Origin of the sequence: Halomonas sp. DP5N14-9 (assembly GCF_019802175.1) — a bacterium.
Classification (GTDB): Bacteria; Pseudomonadota; Gammaproteobacteria; order Pseudomonadales; family Halomonadaceae; genus Halomonas; species Halomonas litopenaei.
Genome location: NZ_JAHVHR010000006.1, coordinates 155529 through 175232, shown reverse-complemented (window position 1 = coordinate 175232; position 19704 = coordinate 155529). Strand labels below are relative to the sequence as shown.

At 65.3% G+C, this 19704-nt stretch carries 14 protein-coding genes; 10 read left to right on the top strand and 4 right to left on the bottom strand.

Going from position 1 to position 19704, the window contains the following annotated elements; genetic code table 11:
- Positions 1 to 259: 259 nt before the first annotated feature.
- Positions 260 to 2935 (top strand): T6SS effector BTH_I2691 family protein, encoded by a 2676-nt coding sequence (locus KUW00_RS06240; RefSeq protein WP_222568559.1) that lies wholly within the window; start codon positions 260 to 262, stop codon positions 2933 to 2935.
- Between the two features lie 12 nt (positions 2936 to 2947).
- Complete coding sequence (locus tag KUW00_RS06235) at positions 2948 to 3883, top strand: DUF6708 domain-containing protein (protein WP_222568558.1); 936 nt, start codon at positions 2948 to 2950, stop codon at positions 3881 to 3883.
- Between the two features lie 171 nt (positions 3884 to 4054).
- On the opposite strand, the gene KUW00_RS06230 is transcribed toward KUW00_RS06235, so the two are convergent.
- Positions 4055 to 5995, bottom strand: coding sequence for an exoribonuclease II (locus KUW00_RS06230; protein ID WP_108449052.1), 1941 nt, complete (start codon positions 5993 to 5995; stop codon positions 4055 to 4057).
- Positions 5996 to 6312: 317 nt separating this feature from the next.
- Between KUW00_RS06230 and KUW00_RS06225 the strand changes: the two genes are divergently transcribed.
- The 8 genes from KUW00_RS06225 (at position 6313) to KUW00_RS06195 (ending at position 15932) form a co-directional block, all read left to right on the top strand.
- On the top strand, positions 6313 to 7047 hold the full coding sequence (locus tag KUW00_RS06225) for a GntR family transcriptional regulator (RefSeq protein ID WP_108133240.1): 735 nt from the start codon (positions 6313 to 6315) through the stop codon (positions 7045 to 7047).
- Between the two features lie 9 nt (positions 7048 to 7056).
- The gene (gene nagA, locus KUW00_RS06220; protein WP_108449053.1) at positions 7057 to 8193 is read left to right on the top strand and encodes an N-acetylglucosamine-6-phosphate deacetylase; all 1137 of its coding nucleotides are present in this window, start codon (positions 7057 to 7059) and stop codon (positions 8191 to 8193) included.
- Entirely contained in the window at positions 8177 to 9196 is a 1020-nt protein-coding gene (locus KUW00_RS06215; protein WP_213228875.1) for an SIS domain-containing protein, read from the top strand. The genes nagA and KUW00_RS06215 overlap by 17 nt, the downstream gene beginning before the upstream one ends.
- Positions 9197 to 9224: 28 nt before the next feature.
- Complete coding sequence (locus tag KUW00_RS22335; protein WP_261392007.1) at positions 9225 to 10154, top strand: glucose PTS transporter subunit IIA; 930 nt, start codon at positions 9225 to 9227, stop codon at positions 10152 to 10154.
- Entirely contained in the window at positions 10155 to 11795 is a 1641-nt protein-coding gene (gene ptsP / locus KUW00_RS22330; RefSeq protein WP_315901109.1) for a phosphoenolpyruvate--protein phosphotransferase, read from the top strand. It abuts the gene before it with no gap.
- Positions 11792 to 13504, top strand: coding sequence for an N-acetylglucosamine-specific PTS transporter subunit IIBC (nagE, locus tag KUW00_RS06205; protein ID WP_108449056.1), 1713 nt, complete (start codon positions 11792 to 11794; stop codon positions 13502 to 13504). Before ptsP ends, nagE begins: the two co-directional genes overlap by 4 nt.
- Before the next feature lie 166 nt (positions 13505 to 13670).
- The gene (locus KUW00_RS06200; RefSeq protein ID WP_108449057.1) at positions 13671 to 14474 is read left to right on the top strand and encodes a Cof-type HAD-IIB family hydrolase; all 804 of its coding nucleotides are present in this window, start codon (positions 13671 to 13673) and stop codon (positions 14472 to 14474) included.
- A 276-nt stretch (positions 14475 to 14750) separates the two neighbouring features.
- A complete protein-coding gene (locus tag KUW00_RS06195; RefSeq protein WP_108449058.1) occupies positions 14751 to 15932 on the top strand; it encodes an AGE family epimerase/isomerase in 1182 nt (393 codons plus the stop codon).
- Between the two features lie 63 nt (positions 15933 to 15995).
- On the opposite strand, the gene KUW00_RS06190 is transcribed toward KUW00_RS06195, so the two are convergent.
- From KUW00_RS06190 to KUW00_RS06180, 3 genes are read right to left on the bottom strand one after another with little or no spacing between them, the layout of a single operon-like run.
- Positions 15996 to 17066, bottom strand: coding sequence for a YcjF family protein (locus KUW00_RS06190; protein ID WP_213228869.1), 1071 nt, complete (start codon positions 17064 to 17066; stop codon positions 15996 to 15998).
- On the bottom strand, positions 17063 to 18454 hold the full coding sequence (locus tag KUW00_RS06185) for a YcjX family protein (protein ID WP_213228867.1): 1392 nt from the start codon (positions 18452 to 18454) through the stop codon (positions 17063 to 17065). The genes KUW00_RS06190 and KUW00_RS06185 overlap by 4 nt, the downstream gene beginning before the upstream one ends.
- A 20-nt stretch (positions 18455 to 18474) precedes the next feature.
- Positions 18475 to 19677, bottom strand: coding sequence for an MFS transporter (locus KUW00_RS06180; RefSeq protein WP_108133247.1), 1203 nt, complete (start codon positions 19675 to 19677; stop codon positions 18475 to 18477).
- Positions 19678 to 19704: the final 27 nt, after the last annotated feature.

Genomic DNA, 19704 nt, shown 5'->3' with positions numbered 1-19704 from the left:
TCCTCGAGATGAGCTGGGCAAGAAGTAAGCGAGGTGGACTGACCTCTGCATCGGATGTGTCTTTCGTCGCTGGCGCCTTGATCTCGATACGCTCCTGAAGCGCGCTTGTCGAACCGGAGTAGTGGTTAGGTGTTCTCGTACAGAAGTTGGAGGTGACGACCCCTTATGCTGAGAGAAACAGCGGCGGCAAGGTCCAAGCCGCGTTTCATCGCCACCAGCACATGGAGCGGGAAGGCGACTTCAGGGAAGGGGGAGAAGTATGGCGGACGTCAGGATCAGCGAGATTGCCGACTGGCTCGAGGCACTGGACGACAACAGCCCGCTGCCAGGAACGAAGCAGCAGGGCTGCCCTTGCTGCGACAGGGTGGGACTACCCATCCTGCCGGTGCGCTACGCGGTATCGGACCGTCACGTCAGCGACTGGTCGCAAGACCTTCCCTGGTCGATGGCGGTACACGCCAATCGCCACTTTCCTGCCCCGCGTGAGACGCGCTATGTCCTGCGCCTGATGCGCGAGGGCTATCTCTACCTGTTCGACGAGAAGCGCCAGCGCTGGCAAGCCTGGCGCATCACTCACGACTCCCGTTTCGAAGAATTTGACCCCTATGGGCGCGGGCCGAGAGAGACGGCCTACGGGGACTCGCACATCGACGCGCCTTGCAATATTCCCGAGAATAAACTCTCTGCGCGCCTGATTTCTCTACCGAAGGCTCAGGAAGCTGGCATCGTTCACGTTGGCTATAGTGACCATCCCTTCACGCAGGCCATGCTGGGGCGGCTGGAGCGCAACGACAGCGGCCTGCGTGATCGCCTGCTTAGTCCTTTCGATGTGGCTGCCTGGCTTGGTACGGGAGAGGCCGCTGGCGTGATTCCCTCTACGCAACTCGGCACGCATGTCATGGAGTTCAATGATGCCTGTCCCGAGGAACTGCTGGAGAACGATGGTTTTCCCCTTGTTGGCGTCTGCGAGCGATTGCCGTCGACGGTGAGTCAGCTTCGCGATCGGATGAACTGGATGGTCCAGGACGCTCCTCAGTGGATCGACAGGACACCGATACTGGCGGTGGCTGACCCTATCGGCATGTGCATCTCCGTCAATCATTACCGGAACCAGGCCAAGGCTCGCCTCGATCGCTATGCCCGCCGCAAGGATGTGGTGGAAAGGAAGGTCACATCGGAATTGATCGAGGGGATACGAGAAGCGGTGAAAAGCAAGGCCGAGCACCAGGCAGAGCAACATATTGAGCGGGCACGTCGAGCCGAGGTGTTTGGTGACCAGAGGCTCGCTCAGGAGTTCGATGCGCTGACGGACGCATCAGAAAAGGCAAGGCGCTGGGCGCTGATGGGCGATATCGACAGGCGAAGAGTCGAGCGGGGTCGCCGCGAGCTCGAATTGCTGCGCGGGCAGCAGGCTGATAACGCGCTAGCCTATCAGCGTCGTGCCATCGAGCAGAGTTGGGAAAAGTATCAGGCCTGCTACGACGAGCAGCGGCGTCTGGAGTTCGAGTCGCGCTATAGCGCCCATCTTGAACGTGACAGCCAGGCGGTGGTGAAGCTGGCCGAGATTCACCGTGACTGGTTGATGTCCGACCTGGTCCGTGACGCCATGCTGGGCTACGACGACCAGGATCTGGACAATGGGGCGGCCTATGAGGTGGCCGTGGCCGCCATGACGGTGGGCATGACCACGACAGAGACGGGGCAGGAAACCGTCGCCGAGTTGATCGAACGATCGATCGACGAGGTGGATTCCTACCTGTGGCGTGCCACCTTCGCCAATCACGCCCCGGCCATCGACATGGTCAAGGATCTGGTCTTCGAAAGTGCCTTCTGGGGCAGCAAGATTCTGGGCCCCTTGAGGCGGGTGCTGGGGGCTGACATGGACAACCGCTCCCAGACCGAGCAACTGCTGGCCACCATGGCCAGTCAGATCGCGCAAAAGCTCGGGCTGGTCAGCTACACCAATATCGCCAACGACTCGCTGGCACGACTGTGGCAGGCGGTTGGCTGGGTGCGCTATGGGTTCAAGACGTCCTTGATGGTGTTCGATGCCACCCCCAGACAGCTGTTGTCCATGTACGACCAGGTGCTCTGGCGTGATGAACTGGCCTTCCGCAATATCCGGCATGACCTGCGCCACTTCTTTCCGCCCTTGCCGGAGGGGCACTCTGACGTGCCGATACGTCTGTGGGCCTTTGTTCCCACCTCCGTGGACCCGCTGCAGCGCCCGATCATCCAGGCGGAACTTGCCCAGTCGATCGAGATGCGGCGAATCGCCGTCGCATCGGCAATGACGCCATGCACCTGGTTGGGCGTCTTCGCCGCCAGCCTGGAGCTGATCAATTCGGTGCATCTGGGCGAAGCCGTGTTTGACGAGAACTCCGCCAGGAGTCAGGCGGAGCGAAACTGGATGTTTGGCGGTGGGCTGCTGTATCTGGCCAGTAGTCTGGTCGGGGTGGCCAATCAGATGATCCACCCGGTGGCGGCGCCGGAGAGCCGTCTGTACAAGGGTCTGGCCTGGGGCGGAGGAATCACCGCAGCGCTGGGGGCCTGGATTTTTGGCGTATGGCATGCAGTAAAGGCAGTCAAGGCATATCAAAGCGGGGACTTGGTTCTATTTGCGTTGTACGCATCTTCCTCACTTGTCTTTTTGGGCTCTGGAGCCTCCGCGCTGGCTGCTGTGGCTCAACAGGTAGGCAAGATATCGGCAACGGAAGCGGCGATGGGTTCCTTGATCATCAGTCGCTCAGGCTGGGCCTTGGTGGCTGCCAGGCTGGGTTGGATTGGCCTGGCGGTGGCGCTGTTGATCGTGGCGTTGGAGAAGAACCAGCTCGAGACCTGGCTGACCCGCTGCGTCTTTGGCAATGGAGATGCTGACGTTCGTTACCGGGATCTTCAGGCGGCGCTCGATGCGCTGGACGATATGACGCGCTAGAGGATGGCCGCGATGATCAACGAGTACTTTACCCAGCTGTTGTATCGCGACCGGGGGCTCGACTGGTTTGCCGAGCCGCTGGATATTCCTGTGGACGACGATATCCCATTTGACCTAAAGACTCGAGCAACCGATGAGCCCTATGACGCCGAGTTTATCTACACAAAGAATGATGTTTTTCTGGAAACCGTCAATGCCGATGAGTTTTGTCGGCGGGGCATGTACACAGCAATGTTTGGCTTTCTTTTTGGTGGGTTGATTCCCTTTGCTGTATTGTTTTTTCTTGAGGTTGCCTGGGATTTTTATACTGATGGTCTAAGCGTTCTGAGATGTGTGGCGCTATTTTTTTGTTCTGTTTTCATTTTTTTTCTTTCCTACGTAGTCTGCAACGCCCACTCCGCCTGGGACTGCTTTACCTATCGCCATGCGGCGATTCGCTTTAACCGTCGAACCCGTCAGGTGCATGTGTTCTATACGCCCAAGCTGGGCGGTCCACGCAGCTATGACTGGGACGATATTCTGGCGACCATCACCCCCTTCGACAACGGCGGCTACTTTGTGCTGAACATCATGGCGGCAACGCCGGACGGAACCCGCTACTACGACAGCTTTCCGGTGGGGGGTGAGTTAGTGAAGCACGAGGAGTGCCTGGGCTGGTGGGAGTATATCCGCCGCTATATGGAAGAAGGGCCCGACCAAGTGCAGGAGCCCGGCTGGTACCACACCGACAGGCTGTCGCTGAAGGAGTCCTTTCTGCGCTGGTTCCCGCTGCGGGAGATGAAGCGTGACAAGGCGCGGGGCCATGATATTCGTTACTCCCAATGGCGCATGGTGCTGATGTCGCCGATGCTGGCGCTGTTCTCGCTGGGGCACTTTGTGTCGATACTGACCAGCCGCAAGGTGGCCTGGTCTAAGGAGATTCGCGAGGCCTGCGGGAAAGGCGAATGATGGCGTGAAACACCGGGAGCCTTGCCAGTCTTGCCTGGTCTTGCCTGGTCTTGCCGCCGTTGGGCCGCAGCAATTGAAGCCATCTAAGAAAACGGCGACCCGAAGGTCGCCGTTTTCTGTACTTCCAGGTCGATAGCGGTGTTACCGCCGCGACCGAGCAGGAAGGATCGCTCAGGCGGCGGGCTGGGCCACCAGTGAGCGGGTCTCTTCCTTGGCTTCGGTCAGGGCGACGCGTACCGCGTCGCCGAGCTTGAAGCGCTCCTCGCCCTCGATCTGGATGCGGCCTTCCTTGTCGTCGACCACCACCTTGTCGCGATCTGCGTGCATCAGCGGTGCCGGCACGAAGGCGGTGGCGCCGTTGGCGGTCAGGCGCACCCGCATGCCGCCGCGGTTGATGGCGATGATCTCGGCATCGAACACGTCCTGCTGCTTGGCCGCCGGGGTCAGGTAGCGCACGTAGAGCCAGTCCTTGACGTCGCGCTCGGCCAGGCGGTTGAGGCGACGACGCTCGGTGAGCTGCTCTGTCAACTCGACGCTGGCCTCCTTCGGCGCCTGCTCGCCCTTGAGCACACGCTTGATCAGGCGGTGGTTGACCATGTCGCCGTACTTGCGGATCGGCGAGGTCCAGGTGGCGTAGGCGGCCAGTCCCAGGCCAAAGTGCGGGCCCGGCTGGGCGGACATGGCGGTAAAGCCCTGGAACTTGCGCAGGCGGGCGTCGAGCCAGGCATCGTCGCGGCTTTCCAGCGCACGCTTGAGTTCCTTGTAGCGCGACAGGTCGGTCAGCGCCTCACGCTCGACGGCGATGTCCTGTGTCGCCAGGAAGCTCTGGGCGGCCTCGGCCTTGTCGTCCTCGAAGGCACGATGGACGTTGAAGATGCCGTGACCGACCTTGTCGGCCAGCAACGCCGCACAGCAGGCATTGGCGGCGATCATCGACTCTTCGATCATGCGGTTGGCGATGCGCCGCTCTTCGGTGCGGATCGCCAGCACGTTGCCGGCCTCGTCCAGGTCGAAGACATAGTCGGGACGGTCCTTGAACACCAGGGCGTGCTCCTGACGCCAGGCGGTGCGTGCCTCGGTCAGATCGCGGAGGGCCTTGAGCTGTTCACCGATGGTGTCGTCGGGTGCCCAGTCGCCCTGGCCCTCGAGCCAGTCAGAGACGTTGTCGTAGACCAGGCGAGCCTGTGAACGCGCGGTGGCCGCGAAGAACTGATAGTCACCGAGGCTGCCATCGGCGTTGACGTCCAGGCGACAGGCCAGCACCGGGCGCTCCTGGCCCTCGTGCAGCGAGCACAGATCGTCGGCCAGCTGCTCGGGCAGCATGGTGACGTTCTGGCCCGGCAGGTAGACGGTGAAGGCGCGGGTGCGGGCCTCGAGGTCGGCGGCGTGGCCTTCCTCGACGTAGGCGGTGGGGTCGGCGATGGCCACCGACAGGCGCCAGCCGCCGTCCTCGCGGACCTCGACGCGCAAGGCGTCGTCCATGTCCCGGGTCTTCTCGCCATCGATGGTGAAGAAGGGCTCGGCGGTCAGGTCCTCTCGCTCCAGGCCTTCGTCGCGCAGCGGCCAGTCGTTGCCGGCGTCGGGGCATTCCTGCTCGAGGGCGTGGCGGGCCAGGGTAACGCGCCAGGGCACTGCGGGATCATCGGTCTTGGCCACCAGCTCGTCGATCTGGGTAAAGAAGGCGCGATCGTCGGGCTTGAGCGGGTGGCGCACCAGACGTGCCACTACCCAGTCGCCGTCACCGATGGCGTCTTCCTCGAGGCTGCGCTTGATGCGTGCCTTCATGGCGGTCTTGATCGATGGGTGATCAGGCACCACCGCCAGGCGTCCATCACGCTTCTGCACCCGGGCAACGAAGCGCTGCATGTTGCTCTCGATCAGGGTGTCGGGTTCCACCGACTTGCGCTCGCCTTCCTCGTGCAGCACTGCCTCGACGCGGTCGCCGTGCAGCACCTTCTTCATGGCGGGGGGCGGCACGAAATAGGACGCACCGTCCTCGCACTCGAGGAAGCCGAAGCCCTTTTCGGTGGCTTTGATGACACCCGTGACGCGGGGGGTGTTATCGCGGATCTGTTGCTTGAGCTGAGCCAGCAAGGCGTTGTTCTGCAGCATGGTCACGATCGAGTGGCGGGAATAAGGGGGCCACTATACGGATTGTTGCAGCCCCGGCCAAACCCCGTGGAGCCCGAGGCCACAAATCAAGGGGTTGGAAACGGCATTCGGCAAAATTTCACCGCTTCCTGTGCGGCATCCTTGCTACGCCTCCTTTCGCTCCCGTGGGAATACCTCGGTAGAGGAGTTGAGGGGGCGTGTGGGTCGCCGTGAAATGCACAGTCAGGGTTCGACCAATGTGGTATTAGATTGGTATTCAATTGGTCTCTAGGTGGAGCTATAGTGGTTATCACCAAGCTCCCAGGGACCACGCCGCCATGGATTCACGATTCGAGCACCTGCACCTCGACGCCTCGCTTGCCACGCCACTGTACCGCCAGCTGGCCAACGGCCTGGAGGCGGCCATCCGCAGTGGCAGCTGGCGCGCCGGAGAGGCGCTGCCGTCGGAACGCAACCTGGCCGAGGCGTTGGCGGTGTCACGCATCACGGCGCGCAAGGCCCTCGACCAGCTGGAGGAAAGCGGCCTGATCCGACGCGACCGCGGCTCCGGCACCTTTATTCGTCCCAGCATGGATCAGCCGCTGACCCGACTGGCGAGTTTCAGCGACATGCTGATCCAGCGGGGATTTTCGCCGCGCTCCGAGTGGCTGAGACGCGAGCGCTGCCAGCCGAGCTCCGAGGAGAATCTACGCCTGGGATTGTCGAGCAATGCCCAGGTGTCGCGACTCAAGCGTCTGCGTCTGGCCGATGACGTGGTGATGGCGGTGGAGGAGAGCTGCCTGCCGGTCACGGTGCTGCCGGACCCCATGGCGGTCGACGTCTCGCTGTATCAATGGCTCGAGCAGGCTGGTCGCCCCATCGTGCGTGCCCGTCAGCAGGTCACCGCGGTCAATGCCGACGCCGAACTCGCCGGGCTTGCCCAGGTGGCCGAAGGCCAGGCTCTGCTCAAGGTGACGCGGCTGGGCTACCTGGCCGACGACACCCCGGCGGAGCTGACCATCACCTACTGCCGTACCGACTACTACGACTTCACCGTCGAACTCGCCCGCTAGGAGACCGCCATGAGTACCGCTCCCACCCGCCTTGCCGGCAACGTGCTGACCCCCGAGGGCTGGCGCCTGGGTGAGATTCGGCTGGAACAGGGCCGGATCGCCGCCATCGAGGGCTCCCCCGTGGACCCCTCTACCAATGATGCCCCTCGGCTGATCCCCGGCTTCGTCGACCTGCACGTACATGGCGGTGGCGGAGCCGACGCCATGGAGGGGCGCGAGGCCGTCTCGACGCTCGCCCGCACTCACCTGCGCTTTGGCACCACCAGCCTGCTGGCGACCACCATGACCGCGCGCCCGGAAGAGGTGCGTGCGGTGCTGGGCGAGATCTCCGGCTATATGGAAGCCCCGGACCCCGCGGCTTCCCGGGTGCTCGGCGTACACCTCGAAGGGCCCTTCATCAATCCTGGCAAGCTCGGCGCCCAGCCGGCCCACGCCCAGGTCGCCAGCGTCGCCGAAATGGATGAACTGATGGCGTTGGCGCCCATCCTGCTGATCACCCTGGCACCGGAAATCAGCGGCCATGGCGAGGTGATCCGTCACCTCACCGACAAGGGCGTGCGCGTCCAGCTGGGCCATACCCTGGGCAGCTATGAAGAAGGTGTCGAGGCGCTGTCCCACGGCGCCTGCGGCTTTACCCACCTGTTCAACGCCATGACCGCGCTGCACCACCGCAAGCCGGGCATGGTCGGGGCGGCGCTGGCCCACGCCGAGTACGCCGAGATCATTCCCGATCTGCTGCATGTACATCCCGGCGCCATTCGCACCGCGCTGCGCTGCATTCCGCGGCTCTATGCGGTGACCGATTCCACCGCGGCGGCGGGCATGCCCGATGGCGACTACCGCCTGGGCGAGCAGAAGGTGACCAAGTGCCTGGGCGGCGTGCGTCTGGCCGACGGCACCCTGGCCGGCAGCACCCTGACCATGGACCAGGCGTTGCGCAACTTCGTCAGTGTCGGGCTCAGCCTGGCCGAGGCCTCGGATCGGCTGTCGCGCTTTCCCGCGGACTTCCTCGGGCGCCGTGACATCGGCCGCCTGGAGGCCGGGGCCCGCGCCGATATTGTGACCCTCGACCCCGAACTCACCCTTACCTCTGTCCATCTGGACGGTCGTCTTGTCTCTGGAGAATCCCATGTCACTCATGCTTGAAGAGGCGCTGAACGCGCCGGAACGCCTGCGCGGTCAGTTGACGCGTAACCAGACAGTGCTGCGGGAACTGGGTGATCGCCTGCGTGCCGAGCCGCCGACAGGCGCCGTCACCGTGGCCAGGGGCAGCTCTGACCACGCCGCCAGCTATCTCGCCTACCTGTGCATGCAGACTCGCGGCATTCCGGTGGCCTCGCTGCCGCCGTCACTGTCGACCCTGTCGCGTACGCCCTGGCGATTGGCCGGCCAGCTGTCCATCGCCATCTCCCAGTCGGGCCAGAGTCCCGACCTGGTGGCGAGCCAGGAGGCGCTGAAGCAGGGTGGTGCCACCACCATCGCGCTGGTCAATACGCCGGAGTCACCACTGGGCCAGGCGAGCGATCTGGAAGTGCCGTTGTTTGCCGGTGAAGAGAAGAGTGTGGCGGCCACCAAGAGCTTCCTGGCGACTCTGTCCGCCGGTGCCCAGCTGATGGCCCACTGGAACGAGAGCGCCATGCTGCTGGGGGCGCTCAATGAGCTGCCCGACCGCCTCACCGACGCCGCCGCCCAGGACTGGAGCCCGGCGGTAGAAGCGCTCAAGGACGCCGATCGGTTGATGGTCATCGGCCGGGGTACCGGGCTTGGCATCGCCCAGGAGGCGGCGCTCAAGTTCAAGGAAACCTGCGCCATTCAGGCAGAGCCCTTCAGTGGCGCCGAGGTCAAGCACGGCCCCATGGCGCTGATCGAGCCAGGCTATCCGGTACTGGTGTTCGCCCCCCCCGGCGCCGAACAGCAGGGCTTGCTGGAGCTGGCCGAGTGGCTCGAGAGCGTGGGTGCCAAGGTGCTGCTGGCCGCCGACGACCGTGTGGCCAAGCGCCATCTGACATTGACCTCGGCGGGTCACGAGGCGCTGGAGCCGCTGTCGGTGATCCAGAGCTTCTATCCGATGGTGGCCCGCCTGGCCGAGGCTCGCGGTATCGATCCGGATCAACCGAGGCACCTGCGCAAGGTGACCTGCACGCTCTAATCACTACGACAATCATACGGAGCCGATCATGACTTCCAGCAATGTCACTCTGGTGGCGCCGGTCAAGGGGGTGGTAGTCCCCCTGGCCGACGTGCCGGACCCGGTTTTTGCCGAGGGAACCCTCGGCCAGGGCATCGCCCTGGATCCCCTGGGCGGTTGCCTGCACGCGCCCTGCGCCGGCGAGGTGATTCAGTGTGCCCGTACCCATCACGCCTTCACCATCAAGAGCGACGAGGGCGTCGAGGTACTGGTTCATCTTGGCCTCGACACCGTCGCCCTCGAAGGCAAGGGCATCGAGCCCTGCGTCAGCCTGGGCCAGCGCATCGAGGCGGGCGAGCCGCTGTGCTACTTCGATGTGGATCAACTGGTACGCGAGGCGGTATCGCTGGTGACACCACTGGTGGTGCTGGATGCCGGAGGTCGTGACTGGGTGTCGCTGGACCTGCGTGCCGGCGATATCGTCCAGCGCGGTGATCCGTTGGTGGTGTTGGGCCCCGAAAGGCTTGCCGATGATGTCACCGATGAAGAAGGCAGCGATGGCCAGGTGCTGGAGCGCTCTCTGGTACTGGCGATAGAGTCAGGGTTGCACGCCCGGCCGGCGGCACGCCTGCGTGCCATCGCGCGTGATCATCAGGTGAGCCTGAGCCTGCTGCGCGACGCTCGCACGGCCAGTTCGGATAGTGTCAGCGCCCTGATGAACCTGGGCCTCGAGTGCGGCGACGAGGTGGTCATCAGAGTAAAGGGGCGTCAGGCCGAAGCGGCCCTGGCGGCAGCGATGGCGCTGTTGACCACCCCGGAAGGGCATGGCCCAGGGCAGGCGGAGGCCGCCACATCACCGCCAGCGCCCAGCGTCGATCTGCCCGCCGGGCAGCTCGCAGGTCTTGTGGCCAGCGCCGGGATCGCGACCGGTCCGCTGGCGACACTGTCGGTCAAGTTACCCGAGGTGCCGCTGGAATGACTGGGGCGCAAGCTGGAAAGTCCGCGTCTGAAAGAGGCGCTCGAGCGTGTCGGACGCCAGCTGGAGGCCGCCCGAGAGCGCGCCGAACGCAGCGGTCAGACCGCCGAGGCGGAGGTATTCGAGGCACACCAGGCGTGGCTTGAAGACCCTGACCTGGTGGCCTCGTCGATCAGCCGCCTGGAAGAGGGACTAAGCCCTGGCCAGGCCTGGCGCGAGGCGCTGGATGCCGAGGCCGATCGGCTGCGGGCCACTGGTAACCCCATCCTGATCGGGCGGATCGCTGACCTGCGTGATCTGCAACGCCAGGTGATGCTGGAATTCAGCGAAGGCGAGGGCAGCGGGTTCGGTGATATCACCCCCGGCGCCATCGTCGTCGCAGAGGATCTGACTCCGTCTACCTTCGTCGATCTCTGTGCGCTCAAGCCGGCAGGGATATGTCTGGCCGCCGGTGGCACCACCTCCCACGTAGCCATCATGGCCAGGGCCAGGGGATTGCCGTGCCTGGTCGCCATGGGCGGCCTGATGGAAGCGACCGAGTCGTGTCTGGATCGGGCGGTGGTGCTGGATGCCGACAACGGCCGGCTGGAACTCGAGCCCGACCAGGCGCGCCGCGATCAGGTGGTGGCGGACATCGCCGCCCGTCAGGCGCGTGCCGAGGAAGAACGTGCCGAGGCTCACCTGGAGGTGGTCACCCGGGACAACCGCATGGTCGAGGTGGCGGCCAATATCGGCAGCGCCGAGGAAGCCCGTCAGGCCAGCGACTGTGGCGCCGATGGCGTCGGCCTGATGCGCTCGGAATTTCTGTTTCTGGGGCGTGACGCCGCGCCCGAAGAAGACGACCAGCGCCAGGAGTACCAGGCCAGCGTCGATGCGCTGGGCTCCAGGCCGGTGATCATCCGAACCCTGGATATCGGCGCCGACAAGCAGTTGCCGTATCTCACCCTGCCCGCCGTTCCCAATCCGGCGCTGGGCGTGCGCGGCATGCGCCTGTGGCAGACCCAACCGGCTCTGCTGGACACTCAGTTGAGGGCCTTGCTCGGGGTCAAGCCCTTGCGTCATCTGCGCATCATGGTGCCGATGGTCAGCGACGCCAGCGAACTCGAGTGGGTGCGCGAACGCATGGAGGCCCTGGCCGCCGAGATGCGGCTGACCGAACTGCCGCTGCTCGGCGCCATGATCGAGGTGCCCAGCGCAGCGCTGTGCTCCGCCGCCATGGCCAAGGTCGCGGACTTCCTGTCGATCGGCACCAACGACCTGACCCAGTATGGCCTGGCCATGGACCGTGAGGATCCTCAGCTGGCGGCCCAGGCCGACGTGCTGCATCCCGGAGTGCTGCGGCTAATCCAGGCCACCCTGTCGGGCACCGCCAACCGCTGCCCGGTGGGGGTGTGTGGCGCCGCGGCGGGAGACGACCTGGCCGGCCCGCTGCTGGTGGCCATGGGCGTGTCGGAATTGTCGGTGGAGCCGTCGCGTATCGCTTCGGTCAAGGCCCGCCTGCGCAGGCTTGATGCCGCCGTGATCGCGCGTGAAATCGACACCCTGCTGGCGATGCCCGATGCGGCCTCGGTGCGCAAGGCACTGGCACCGCTGGTGGACGCCGCCCTCGACGTCGAACCCACACCCGAGAGGATCCTGACATGACCACCTCCTTTGGTTCACGCCTGATGGCGGCGCTTCAGCTGCTCGGGCGCTCCTTGATGCTGCCGATCGCGGTACTGCCGGTGGCCGGCCTGCTGCTGCGCCTGGGCCAGCCGGACCTGCTGGACATCGCCTTCGTCGCCAGCGCCGGTCAGGCGATCTTCGCCAACCTGGCGTTGATCTTCGCCATCGGCCTCGCCGTCGGCTTTGCCGACGACAGCAACGGCGCGGCGGGGCTCGCCGGGGTGATCGGCTATCTGGTGCTGGACGCGGTGCTGCAAAGCCTCAACCCCGAGATCGACATGGGGGTGCTGGCCGGCATCATCATGGGTACCGTGGCCGGGCTTCTGTACAACCGCTTCAAGGCGATAAAACTGCCCGACTATCTGGCCTTCTTCGGCGGACGGCGCTTCGTGCCCATCGCCACTGGCCTTGCCGGGGTGGTGCTGGGGATCGCCTTCGGCTGGGGCTGGCCGCCGATCCAGCACGCCATCGACACCCTGGGACACTGGCTGATCGACGCCGGCGCCTTTGGCAAGTTCGTCTACGGTGCGCTCAATCGACTGCTGATCGTCACCGGCCTGCACCACGTGCTCAACAGCTTTGTGTGGTTCGTGTTCGGCAGCTTCGGTGACGCCACCGGTGACCTCAATCGCTTCTTCGCCGGTGACCCGGCGGCGGGTGGTTTCATGGCCGGCTTCTTCCCGGTGATGATGTTCGGTCTGCCGGCGGCGGCACTGGCCATGTACCACACCGCAGACAAGGGCCGTCGCGCGCAGGTCGGCGGGCTCTTGATGTCGCTGGCGCTGACCGCCTTCCTGACCGGGGTGACCGAACCGATCGAGTTCACCTTCATGTTCCTGGCGCCGCTGTTGTATGCCTTCCACGCGCTGATGACCGGGCTGAGCATGGCGATCATGCAGTGGCTCGACGTCAAGCTTGGCTTCACCTTCTCGGCCGGGGCCTTCGACTACGCCCTGTCCTACGGTCTGTCCACCAACGGCTGGCTGATGCTGCCGGTGGGGCTCGCGATCGGTAGCGTCTACTACGTGCTGTTCCGGTGGGCGATCGTACGCTTCGATCTGCCGACGCCAGGGCGTGAGCCGATGGACGAGGGCGTCAAGGTACAGGCCGAGGACCTGGGCGAGCGGGGGCCGGCCTTCGTCACGGCACTCGGCGGTGCCGCCAACCTCGAGGCCGTCGGTGCCTGCACCACACGCCTGCGGCTGGTGCTCAAGGAGCCGGAGCAGATCGACGAGCCGGCACTCAAGGCGCTGGGCTCGCGTGGCATCATGCGCCTCGGCGGAGGTGGCATCCAGGTCATCCTGGGCCCCATCGCCGACAGTGTATCCGATGAGATCCGCGCCGCCATGGCCGCCGAGGGCCAGACCCCGCCGGTGGGCGCCGACCCCGCACCTATCGCCACCGGCGTCCCCAAGGTGGTGAGCGCCAAGAGTCTCAATGACGAGCAGATAGACGCCTGGACCAAGGCGCTGGGTGGCTCGGACAACGTTCGCGCGCTGGAAGCCCGGGCGGCGACCCGCCTGCGCCTGGAGGTCGGCAGCGACGGTGCGCTGGACGAGCAGGCGCTGGCGCAGCTGGGTTGTCACGGCGTGATGCGGGTGGCCGATGGCGTCTGGCACCTGGTGGTGGGCAAGGACGCCGAGGCCCTGGCCGGCGGTCTGCACCAGGCTGGGTTGGCAGCCCGCTGAGTGGTAGCCCGCTGGGTGGCAGGTGGCGAGTGTGATGCGCCCGCCACCTGCGGTCATCTCGCCTTACCGCCAGCGGCGGCACACTTCAGGGTGTGCCGCCGCTGGCGTTCTACGCCTGGCCATCTGGTGTAGACTTCCCCGTTCCCCCTGAAGACCCGGAGTCGCCATGCTGCCTCACCTGATCGTGTCCGACCTCGACGGTACCCTGCTGGGTGCCAACCATGACCTGGCCGAGCTGACCGTCGAGACCCTGCGTCGACTGGCCACCGATGGCCACTGCATCGCCCTGGCCTCGGGCCGTCATCATCGCGACATGATCGGTTTTCGCGATCGCCTGGGGGTGGACGCCCATATCATCTCCAGCAACGGCGCCTGGACACTGGACCCGAACGACCGCTGCGTGCGGTCGGCCCACCTCGCCCCGGAGCTGGTCGAGGCCCTGATCCAGCTGCCGCGTCATCCCGACGTACGCCTCAACATGTACCGCGACGAGGCCTGGGTGATCGATGATCACGCCCCGGGCCTGCTGTCGCTGCACGAGGCCACCGGCTTTGGCTACCGGGTGGAGGGACCGGGAGAGATGGACGTCCAGGGGGTCGGCAAGGTGCTCTATATCGGCGATCCCAGGCTGCTCGCCGAGATCGAGGCCGGCGCGCGTGAAGCGGCAGGCGAGGCGCTGCACATCACCTACTCGATGAGTCACTCGCTTGAGATCATGGCCGCCGGGGTCAACAAGGGCACCGCCGTCTCGGCACTGCTTGACGACCTCGGCATCCCCGCCACCCGTTGCCTGGCCTTCGGCGACAACCTCAATGATCTGGAGATGCTGGCGCTGGCCGGCGAGGCCCAGGTGATGGCCAACGCCCATCCCAGGCTGGCCGAGGACCTGCCCGAGGCCCGCGTGATCGGTCACCACGCCGAGGCAGCGGTGGCCCAGCACCTGCGGCAGCGCTTTGGACTGGACGGTTGACGGGGCGGCCGAGGCAAAGGCAGCGCGCTACACTGAGGCCACACTTGGGGCAGTGGTGGGGCGGCGGGCTAGGGCTTGTCTGAAAAGTGCCTGCGCTCGGTAATACGGCGTTAAAAATCGGCTGGTGCGCCAGCCCGGTCAAAATGCTCATTTACACCCCGTAAACTGCGCTTTCTCACCGATTTTTGCCTTGTCTAACCTTCGCTCGTCGACTTTTCGGACAGCGCCTAGCGCCGTCATACCGAGGTCTTGCATCCCCTGTAACAGGAGGCAGTGATGAACGGATTTGACCCGATGTTTCTCGATCGCCATGTGCGCGACACCATGGCGTTCTATCATCCGCGGGCGATCGATCCGCACGGCGGTTTCTTCCAGTATTTTCGTGACGATGGCCACATCGTCGACGCCGGACATCGGCACCTGGTCTCCAGTACGCGTTTCGTGGTGACCTATGCACGCTTTGCTCGCCAGACCGGCAATCCCGAGTATCTGCACTGGGCCCGCCATGGTCTGGCCTATCTCGAAAAGGCCCACTTCCAGACGCGCCATCAGGGCTACGCCTGGACCCTGCGCGATGGAAAGGTCGAAGACCCCACCCATCACTGTTACGGCCTGGCCTTCGTGTTGCTGGCCTACGCCGAGGCCTATCGCGCCGGCATCGATGAAGCCTACGAGGGTATCGGTCGGGTACACGCCATGCTCGACAAGCGCTTCTGGGAACCCCAGTGGCAGCGCTTCGCCGATGAGGCTGATGAGCACTGGAATCTCAGCGACTATCGCGGCCAGAACGCCAACATGCATGGCTGTGAGGCGCTGATCGCCGCCTTCGAGGCCACCGGCGAGACCCCTTATCTGGACCAGGCCATGGCCATCGCCCGCGCGATCACCAAGGCCAGCGATGACCATCCCCATGGCTGGATCTGGGAGCACTACAACCGCCAGTGGCAGCGCGACTTCGACTACAACCGCGACGATCCCAAGCACCTGTTCCGCCCCTGGGGCTATCAGGTGGGCCACCAGACCGAATGGGCCAAGCTGCTGGTGCTGCTGGCACGCTATCGCGATGATGCCTGGTTGATTCCCACCGCCGAGCGGTTGTTCTCGAGCGCCTGCGAAGCGGGCTGGGACAGGACCCATGGCGGCCTGGTCTATGGCCTGGATCTCGACGGGCAGGTATGTGACGGCGACAAGTACTTCTGGGTCCAGGCGGAGAGCTTCGCCGCGGCCGCCGTGCTCTGGGAGGTCACCGGCAAGGCCAGCTATCGACGCTGGTACCAGCGGCTGTGGGACTACAGTTGGCAGCACATGATCGACCACCATCATGGCGCCTGGGTGCGTATCCTGACGCCGGACAATCGTCGTTACGACAACCTGAAGAGCCCTGCCGGCAAGGTCGACTACCACACCATGGGCGCCTGTCAGGAAGTCATGGAAGTGCTCGAGCGGCTGGATCGTTAGGCATCTGTCTTCGGCGCCGGCCGATGCCATGCCACGGCCGGCGCTCCTCACCATCCTGGGCCGTCAGGCGTCCTTCTTCGGTGCCTCCATGCGCCTGAGCTGGCGCCACAGATCGCGGCGCAGGTCCGCCACTCGGGGGCGCTCGTCAGGGTCGAAGGCCAGCGGGCGCACCAGACGCTGGGTGCGCAGCCCCAGACGTGCCCCCAGCAGCCCCACGCCGAGGCCCTGGGCGGCGCGGGTGGACAGCCGCCCGGCCAGGTCCAGCGACAGCATCTGCATGCTGGCGTCGGCGGCAAGCTCGGTGGCGCCGGCGAAGGCCATCTGATAGAGCACGCTGCGCAGCAGGCGTACCCGGGCGGCGTAGCCCAGCTCCAATCCGTAGAGTCGGCACAGGCGATCGATCATCGCCAGGTGGCGCCAGGCCACCAGCGCCATGTCGACCAGGGTCAGCGGGCTGACCGCCACCATCACGGCGGTTTCTCCGCTCATGCGCGAGATCAGCCGGCGCGCCTCTCGGTCACGGGGGGCGAGCAGATGGTGGGCCACCAGCGCCTGCAGGTCACGGCCGTCATGGTGGTCTTCACGGGCCGCCTCGAAGGCCAGCCAATGGGGATCGTCGTCGCCGAGGGCCAGCTGATGCTTGAGCCGTCTGACCATGGACAGTGCGTCCCTGGGGGAGCGCGACGGCAATTCGGCCAGGGATTCACGCAACTGGTCGTGGCGCTTGAGGCGCCTGAGGCGAAACAGCTCCCGGCTCAGGGCGAGCCCGCCAAGGCCGATGGTGGCAAGTCCCAGCAGTTGCCAGCCGGTGGCGATCAGGTCACCGCCGGCCAGGGTAGCGGGGACCCCGGTCACCAGTTCGGCGCCGCCCAGTCCCACCGCCGCTCCCAGCACTGCGATCAGGCCCCAGCGGCGCTTGTGTGGGCGTCCCAGAGAACCCTCGAGGTCGACCTTGGTATCGGTTTCCGGCGCCTCGGCTGGGGTCAGCGCTCGGCTATCCAGGTGATCGTCGAAGCGCAGGCCCGGACGCGGGTCACTGAAGGTGGTGTTGTCGACGCCGGCAGCGGAGGGCGCATCGTCGTCATCGGCAAAGCGTACCGCAGGGCGCGGGTCGTCACGGCTATCTCGAGTCATGCGAGCTTGTCTCCAATCAGCCAGTCCAGCGCCAGGTCCATGCGAATATGGGGCAGCGCACCGGTGGTCGAGGGCTGAGGGCGGAAGGCGGTGAAATCGAACCCCTGGCGATCCCAGAAGGCCGGGTCAGGCAGGCGGCTGGGCACCTCGCCGGGGAAGGCCAGCAAGGGCTCGCCTTCCAGGGTGACGCCCTTGAGCGCAGGGGATTTCCTGCCCTGGTGGGTGACCTCGCGGGCCTCGGTGGCGCGAATGGCCGCCAGCGACATGGCCTTGACCGGAATATTGGCGTACTTGAGGTTCTTCAGCGGCTCGGCCAGCAGCGCCTCGAGCAGCCCGACCAGGCGGGCATGCTGTTCCGGGGTCACATGGTCGGCCTTGGTGGCGGCGATGGCGAGGCGGTCGATGCGTGGCGTGAACAGCCGCGAGAACAGGCTGCGCTGGCCGTAGTTGAAGCTCTGCATCAGACGATGGAGCGCCTTGGACAGATCCTCGAAGCGTTCTGGCCCGGCGTTCAGAGCCCCCAGCACGTCCACCAGCACGATCTGGCGGTCGAAGCGCCGGAAGTGCTCGCGGTAGAACGGCTTGACGATATGTTGCTGGTAGTAGCTGAAACGCCGGGCCAGGGTACGGTAGACGCTGGTCTCGGGCAGCCTTTCGAGGTCGTCGGGCGATGCCTGCTCCAGCCCCGGCAGGGGGAAGAACTGCAGCACCGGGGCGCCGGACAGCTCCCCCGGCAGCAGAAAACGGCCGGGCTGAAGGTCGGAGAAGCCGGCCTCCCTGGCGGCGCGCAGGCCTTCGGCGTAGCGCTCGCTGATCTCCGCCAGGCGGGCCTCGTCGGCCTCGTCGTCGAGCCGAAGTTCACGCACCGCGCTTTCCCAGTCGGCCAGCATGGCGCGCCTTGCTGGCCCCGCCGCGTCCCACTGGGCGAGGCTCCAGCTCAGGAAGTCGTGGTCCAGCAGCGGCAGGTCGAGCAGCCACTCGCCAGGATAGTCGAACAGGTCCAGGGTCAACTCGGCGGTATCGGGTCGCAACCACTGCTGGCGACCGGGGCGATAGCGAATCTTCAGGCGTAACTCGCTGATGCCACGGGTGGGCTGGGGCCACTCGGGAGGCGTGCTCTCGAGGCTGGCGCGGGCTCGGTCGAAGGGAAACCTGGGGACCGCGAGATCCTGCTGGGAAACCCGCTGTGCGCCCAGCAGGCGCCCCTCGCGGCTGGCCGAGAGCAGGTCGAGCCGCGCCTCGAGCCCGGCGTGACGCAACTGGTCCACCAGGGAGGTCAAGAATGCCGTCTTGCCGGCCCGAGATAGCCCGGTCACCGCCAGACGCAACTGGCGGTCTCGGCCGCGCTCGATCAGGTCCATCAGATCACGGGTCAGGTCCGTTGGCATTGCCACTCCGTCGGTGAAAGTTATTCCTTAATCTGGGGGCGACCGGCGTCAAAGGCAAGACGCTGCGCCGCGATCAGTATCAGCGGCAGGGCAGCCATCGGCAACAGCCACAGATTGAGCGTCTGCCAGCCAAGCCACTGGATCAGCGGGCCGGCCGCCAGGGCGGTGATCGCCGCAGTGGAAAACACCAGGAACTCATTGGCGGCCTGAACACGGGCCTTTTCTGCGGGCAGGTGACACTCGGTCAGAAGGCCAGTGGCCGGCAGAAAGGTAAAGTTCCAGCCCAGTCCCAGCAGGATCAAAGTGACATTGAAGCCCGCCAGGCTGGAGGGTGCCAGGGCGCTGAGGGCACTGGCGCAAAGCAGCACACAACCCAGCGCGATCATGCGTGTCGTGCCGAACCGCTGGGTCAGTTGGCCGGTGAAGAACGAGGGCGCGAACATCGCCAGCACATGCCACTGAATCGTCATCGAGACGTGGTGAAAGGCGTGGCCATCGGAGGCCATGGCCAGGGGGGTAGCGGTCATGGCCAGGTTCATCACGCCGTAGCCGATCATGGCGGCGAGTACCGCAAGCCAAAGCTTGGGCTGTGCCAGCAGCTCCCCGAGCGGACGTCTCTTGCCATGACGGGTGCTCGGGTCCAGCGGGGGCAAAGGTACCACCAGCAACAGGGCCAGAGCGATGAGGTAGAGCGCTCCCAGGCCGACAAAGCTTCCGAGAAAGGGCGTCGTGACAGCATCCTGACTGATACGTGCAAGCCAGGGGCCGAAGAAGGCGGCCAGCACACCACCGCCCATGACCAGACCGATAGCCCTGTCCCTGGCGCCGCTCGGGGCCAGCTCGATCGCCGCGAAGCGATAGAGCTGACCGAAGCCGATGCCCACGCCGATTGCCATGGTCGCCACGGTGAAGGCGGCGAAGTGATTGGCCAGCAACGCCAGGTAGGCGGCTACCGTGCCGGCGAAGCCGATCAGGTTGCCGATCACGAAGCCTCGCTTGCGCCCCAATCGGCCCATGATCAAGGAGGCCGGCAGGGTGGCGAGCATCAACCCTAGCCACTGAGTCGCCACCGGCAGGGTGGACAGCCAGGGCGAGGGCGCCAGGCTCTGGCCGATCAGCGGCGAGACGGCGATCAACAGAATGTTGCCGCTCACCAGCAGCGCCTGACACAGCGACAGCAGAAGCACTCCGCCGGGGAGGCGGGATGAAGTCACAGGGGGCATGGCGGAGTCTCCGGTAATGAAGGTCGT

What these genes read in the sequence shown, in the direction of transcription:
- KUW00_RS06240 (WP_222568559.1), top strand. Translation starts at nt 260, where the DNA reads ATGGCGGACGTCAGGATCAGCGAGATTGCCGACTGGCTCGAGGCACTG.
- KUW00_RS06235 (WP_222568558.1), top strand. Translation starts at nt 2,948, where the DNA reads ATGATCAACGAGTACTTTACCCAGCTGTTGTATCGCGACCGGGGGCTC.
- KUW00_RS06230 (WP_108449052.1), bottom strand. Translation starts at nt 5,995, where the DNA reads ATGCTGCAGAACAACGCCTTGCTGGCTCAGCTCAAGCAACAGATCCGC.
- KUW00_RS06225 (WP_108133240.1), top strand. Translation starts at nt 6,313, where the DNA reads ATGGATTCACGATTCGAGCACCTGCACCTCGACGCCTCGCTTGCCACG.
- nagA (WP_108449053.1), top strand. Translation starts at nt 7,057, where the DNA reads ATGAGTACCGCTCCCACCCGCCTTGCCGGCAACGTGCTGACCCCCGAG.
- KUW00_RS06215 (WP_213228875.1), top strand. Translation starts at nt 8,177, where the DNA reads ATGTCACTCATGCTTGAAGAGGCGCTGAACGCGCCGGAACGCCTGCGC.
- KUW00_RS22335 (WP_261392007.1), top strand. Translation starts at nt 9,225, where the DNA reads ATGACTTCCAGCAATGTCACTCTGGTGGCGCCGGTCAAGGGGGTGGTA.
- nagE (WP_108449056.1), top strand. Translation starts at nt 11,792, where the DNA reads ATGACCACCTCCTTTGGTTCACGCCTGATGGCGGCGCTTCAGCTGCTC.
- KUW00_RS06200 (WP_108449057.1), top strand. Translation starts at nt 13,671, where the DNA reads ATGCTGCCTCACCTGATCGTGTCCGACCTCGACGGTACCCTGCTGGGT.
- KUW00_RS06195 (WP_108449058.1), top strand. Translation starts at nt 14,751, where the DNA reads ATGAACGGATTTGACCCGATGTTTCTCGATCGCCATGTGCGCGACACC.
- KUW00_RS06190 (WP_213228869.1), bottom strand. Translation starts at nt 17,066, where the DNA reads ATGACTCGAGATAGCCGTGACGACCCGCGCCCTGCGGTACGCTTTGCC.
- KUW00_RS06185 (WP_213228867.1), bottom strand. Translation starts at nt 18,454, where the DNA reads ATGCCAACGGACCTGACCCGTGATCTGATGGACCTGATCGAGCGCGGC.
- KUW00_RS06180 (WP_108133247.1), bottom strand. Translation starts at nt 19,677, where the DNA reads ATGCCCCCTGTGACTTCATCCCGCCTCCCCGGCGGAGTGCTTCTGCTG.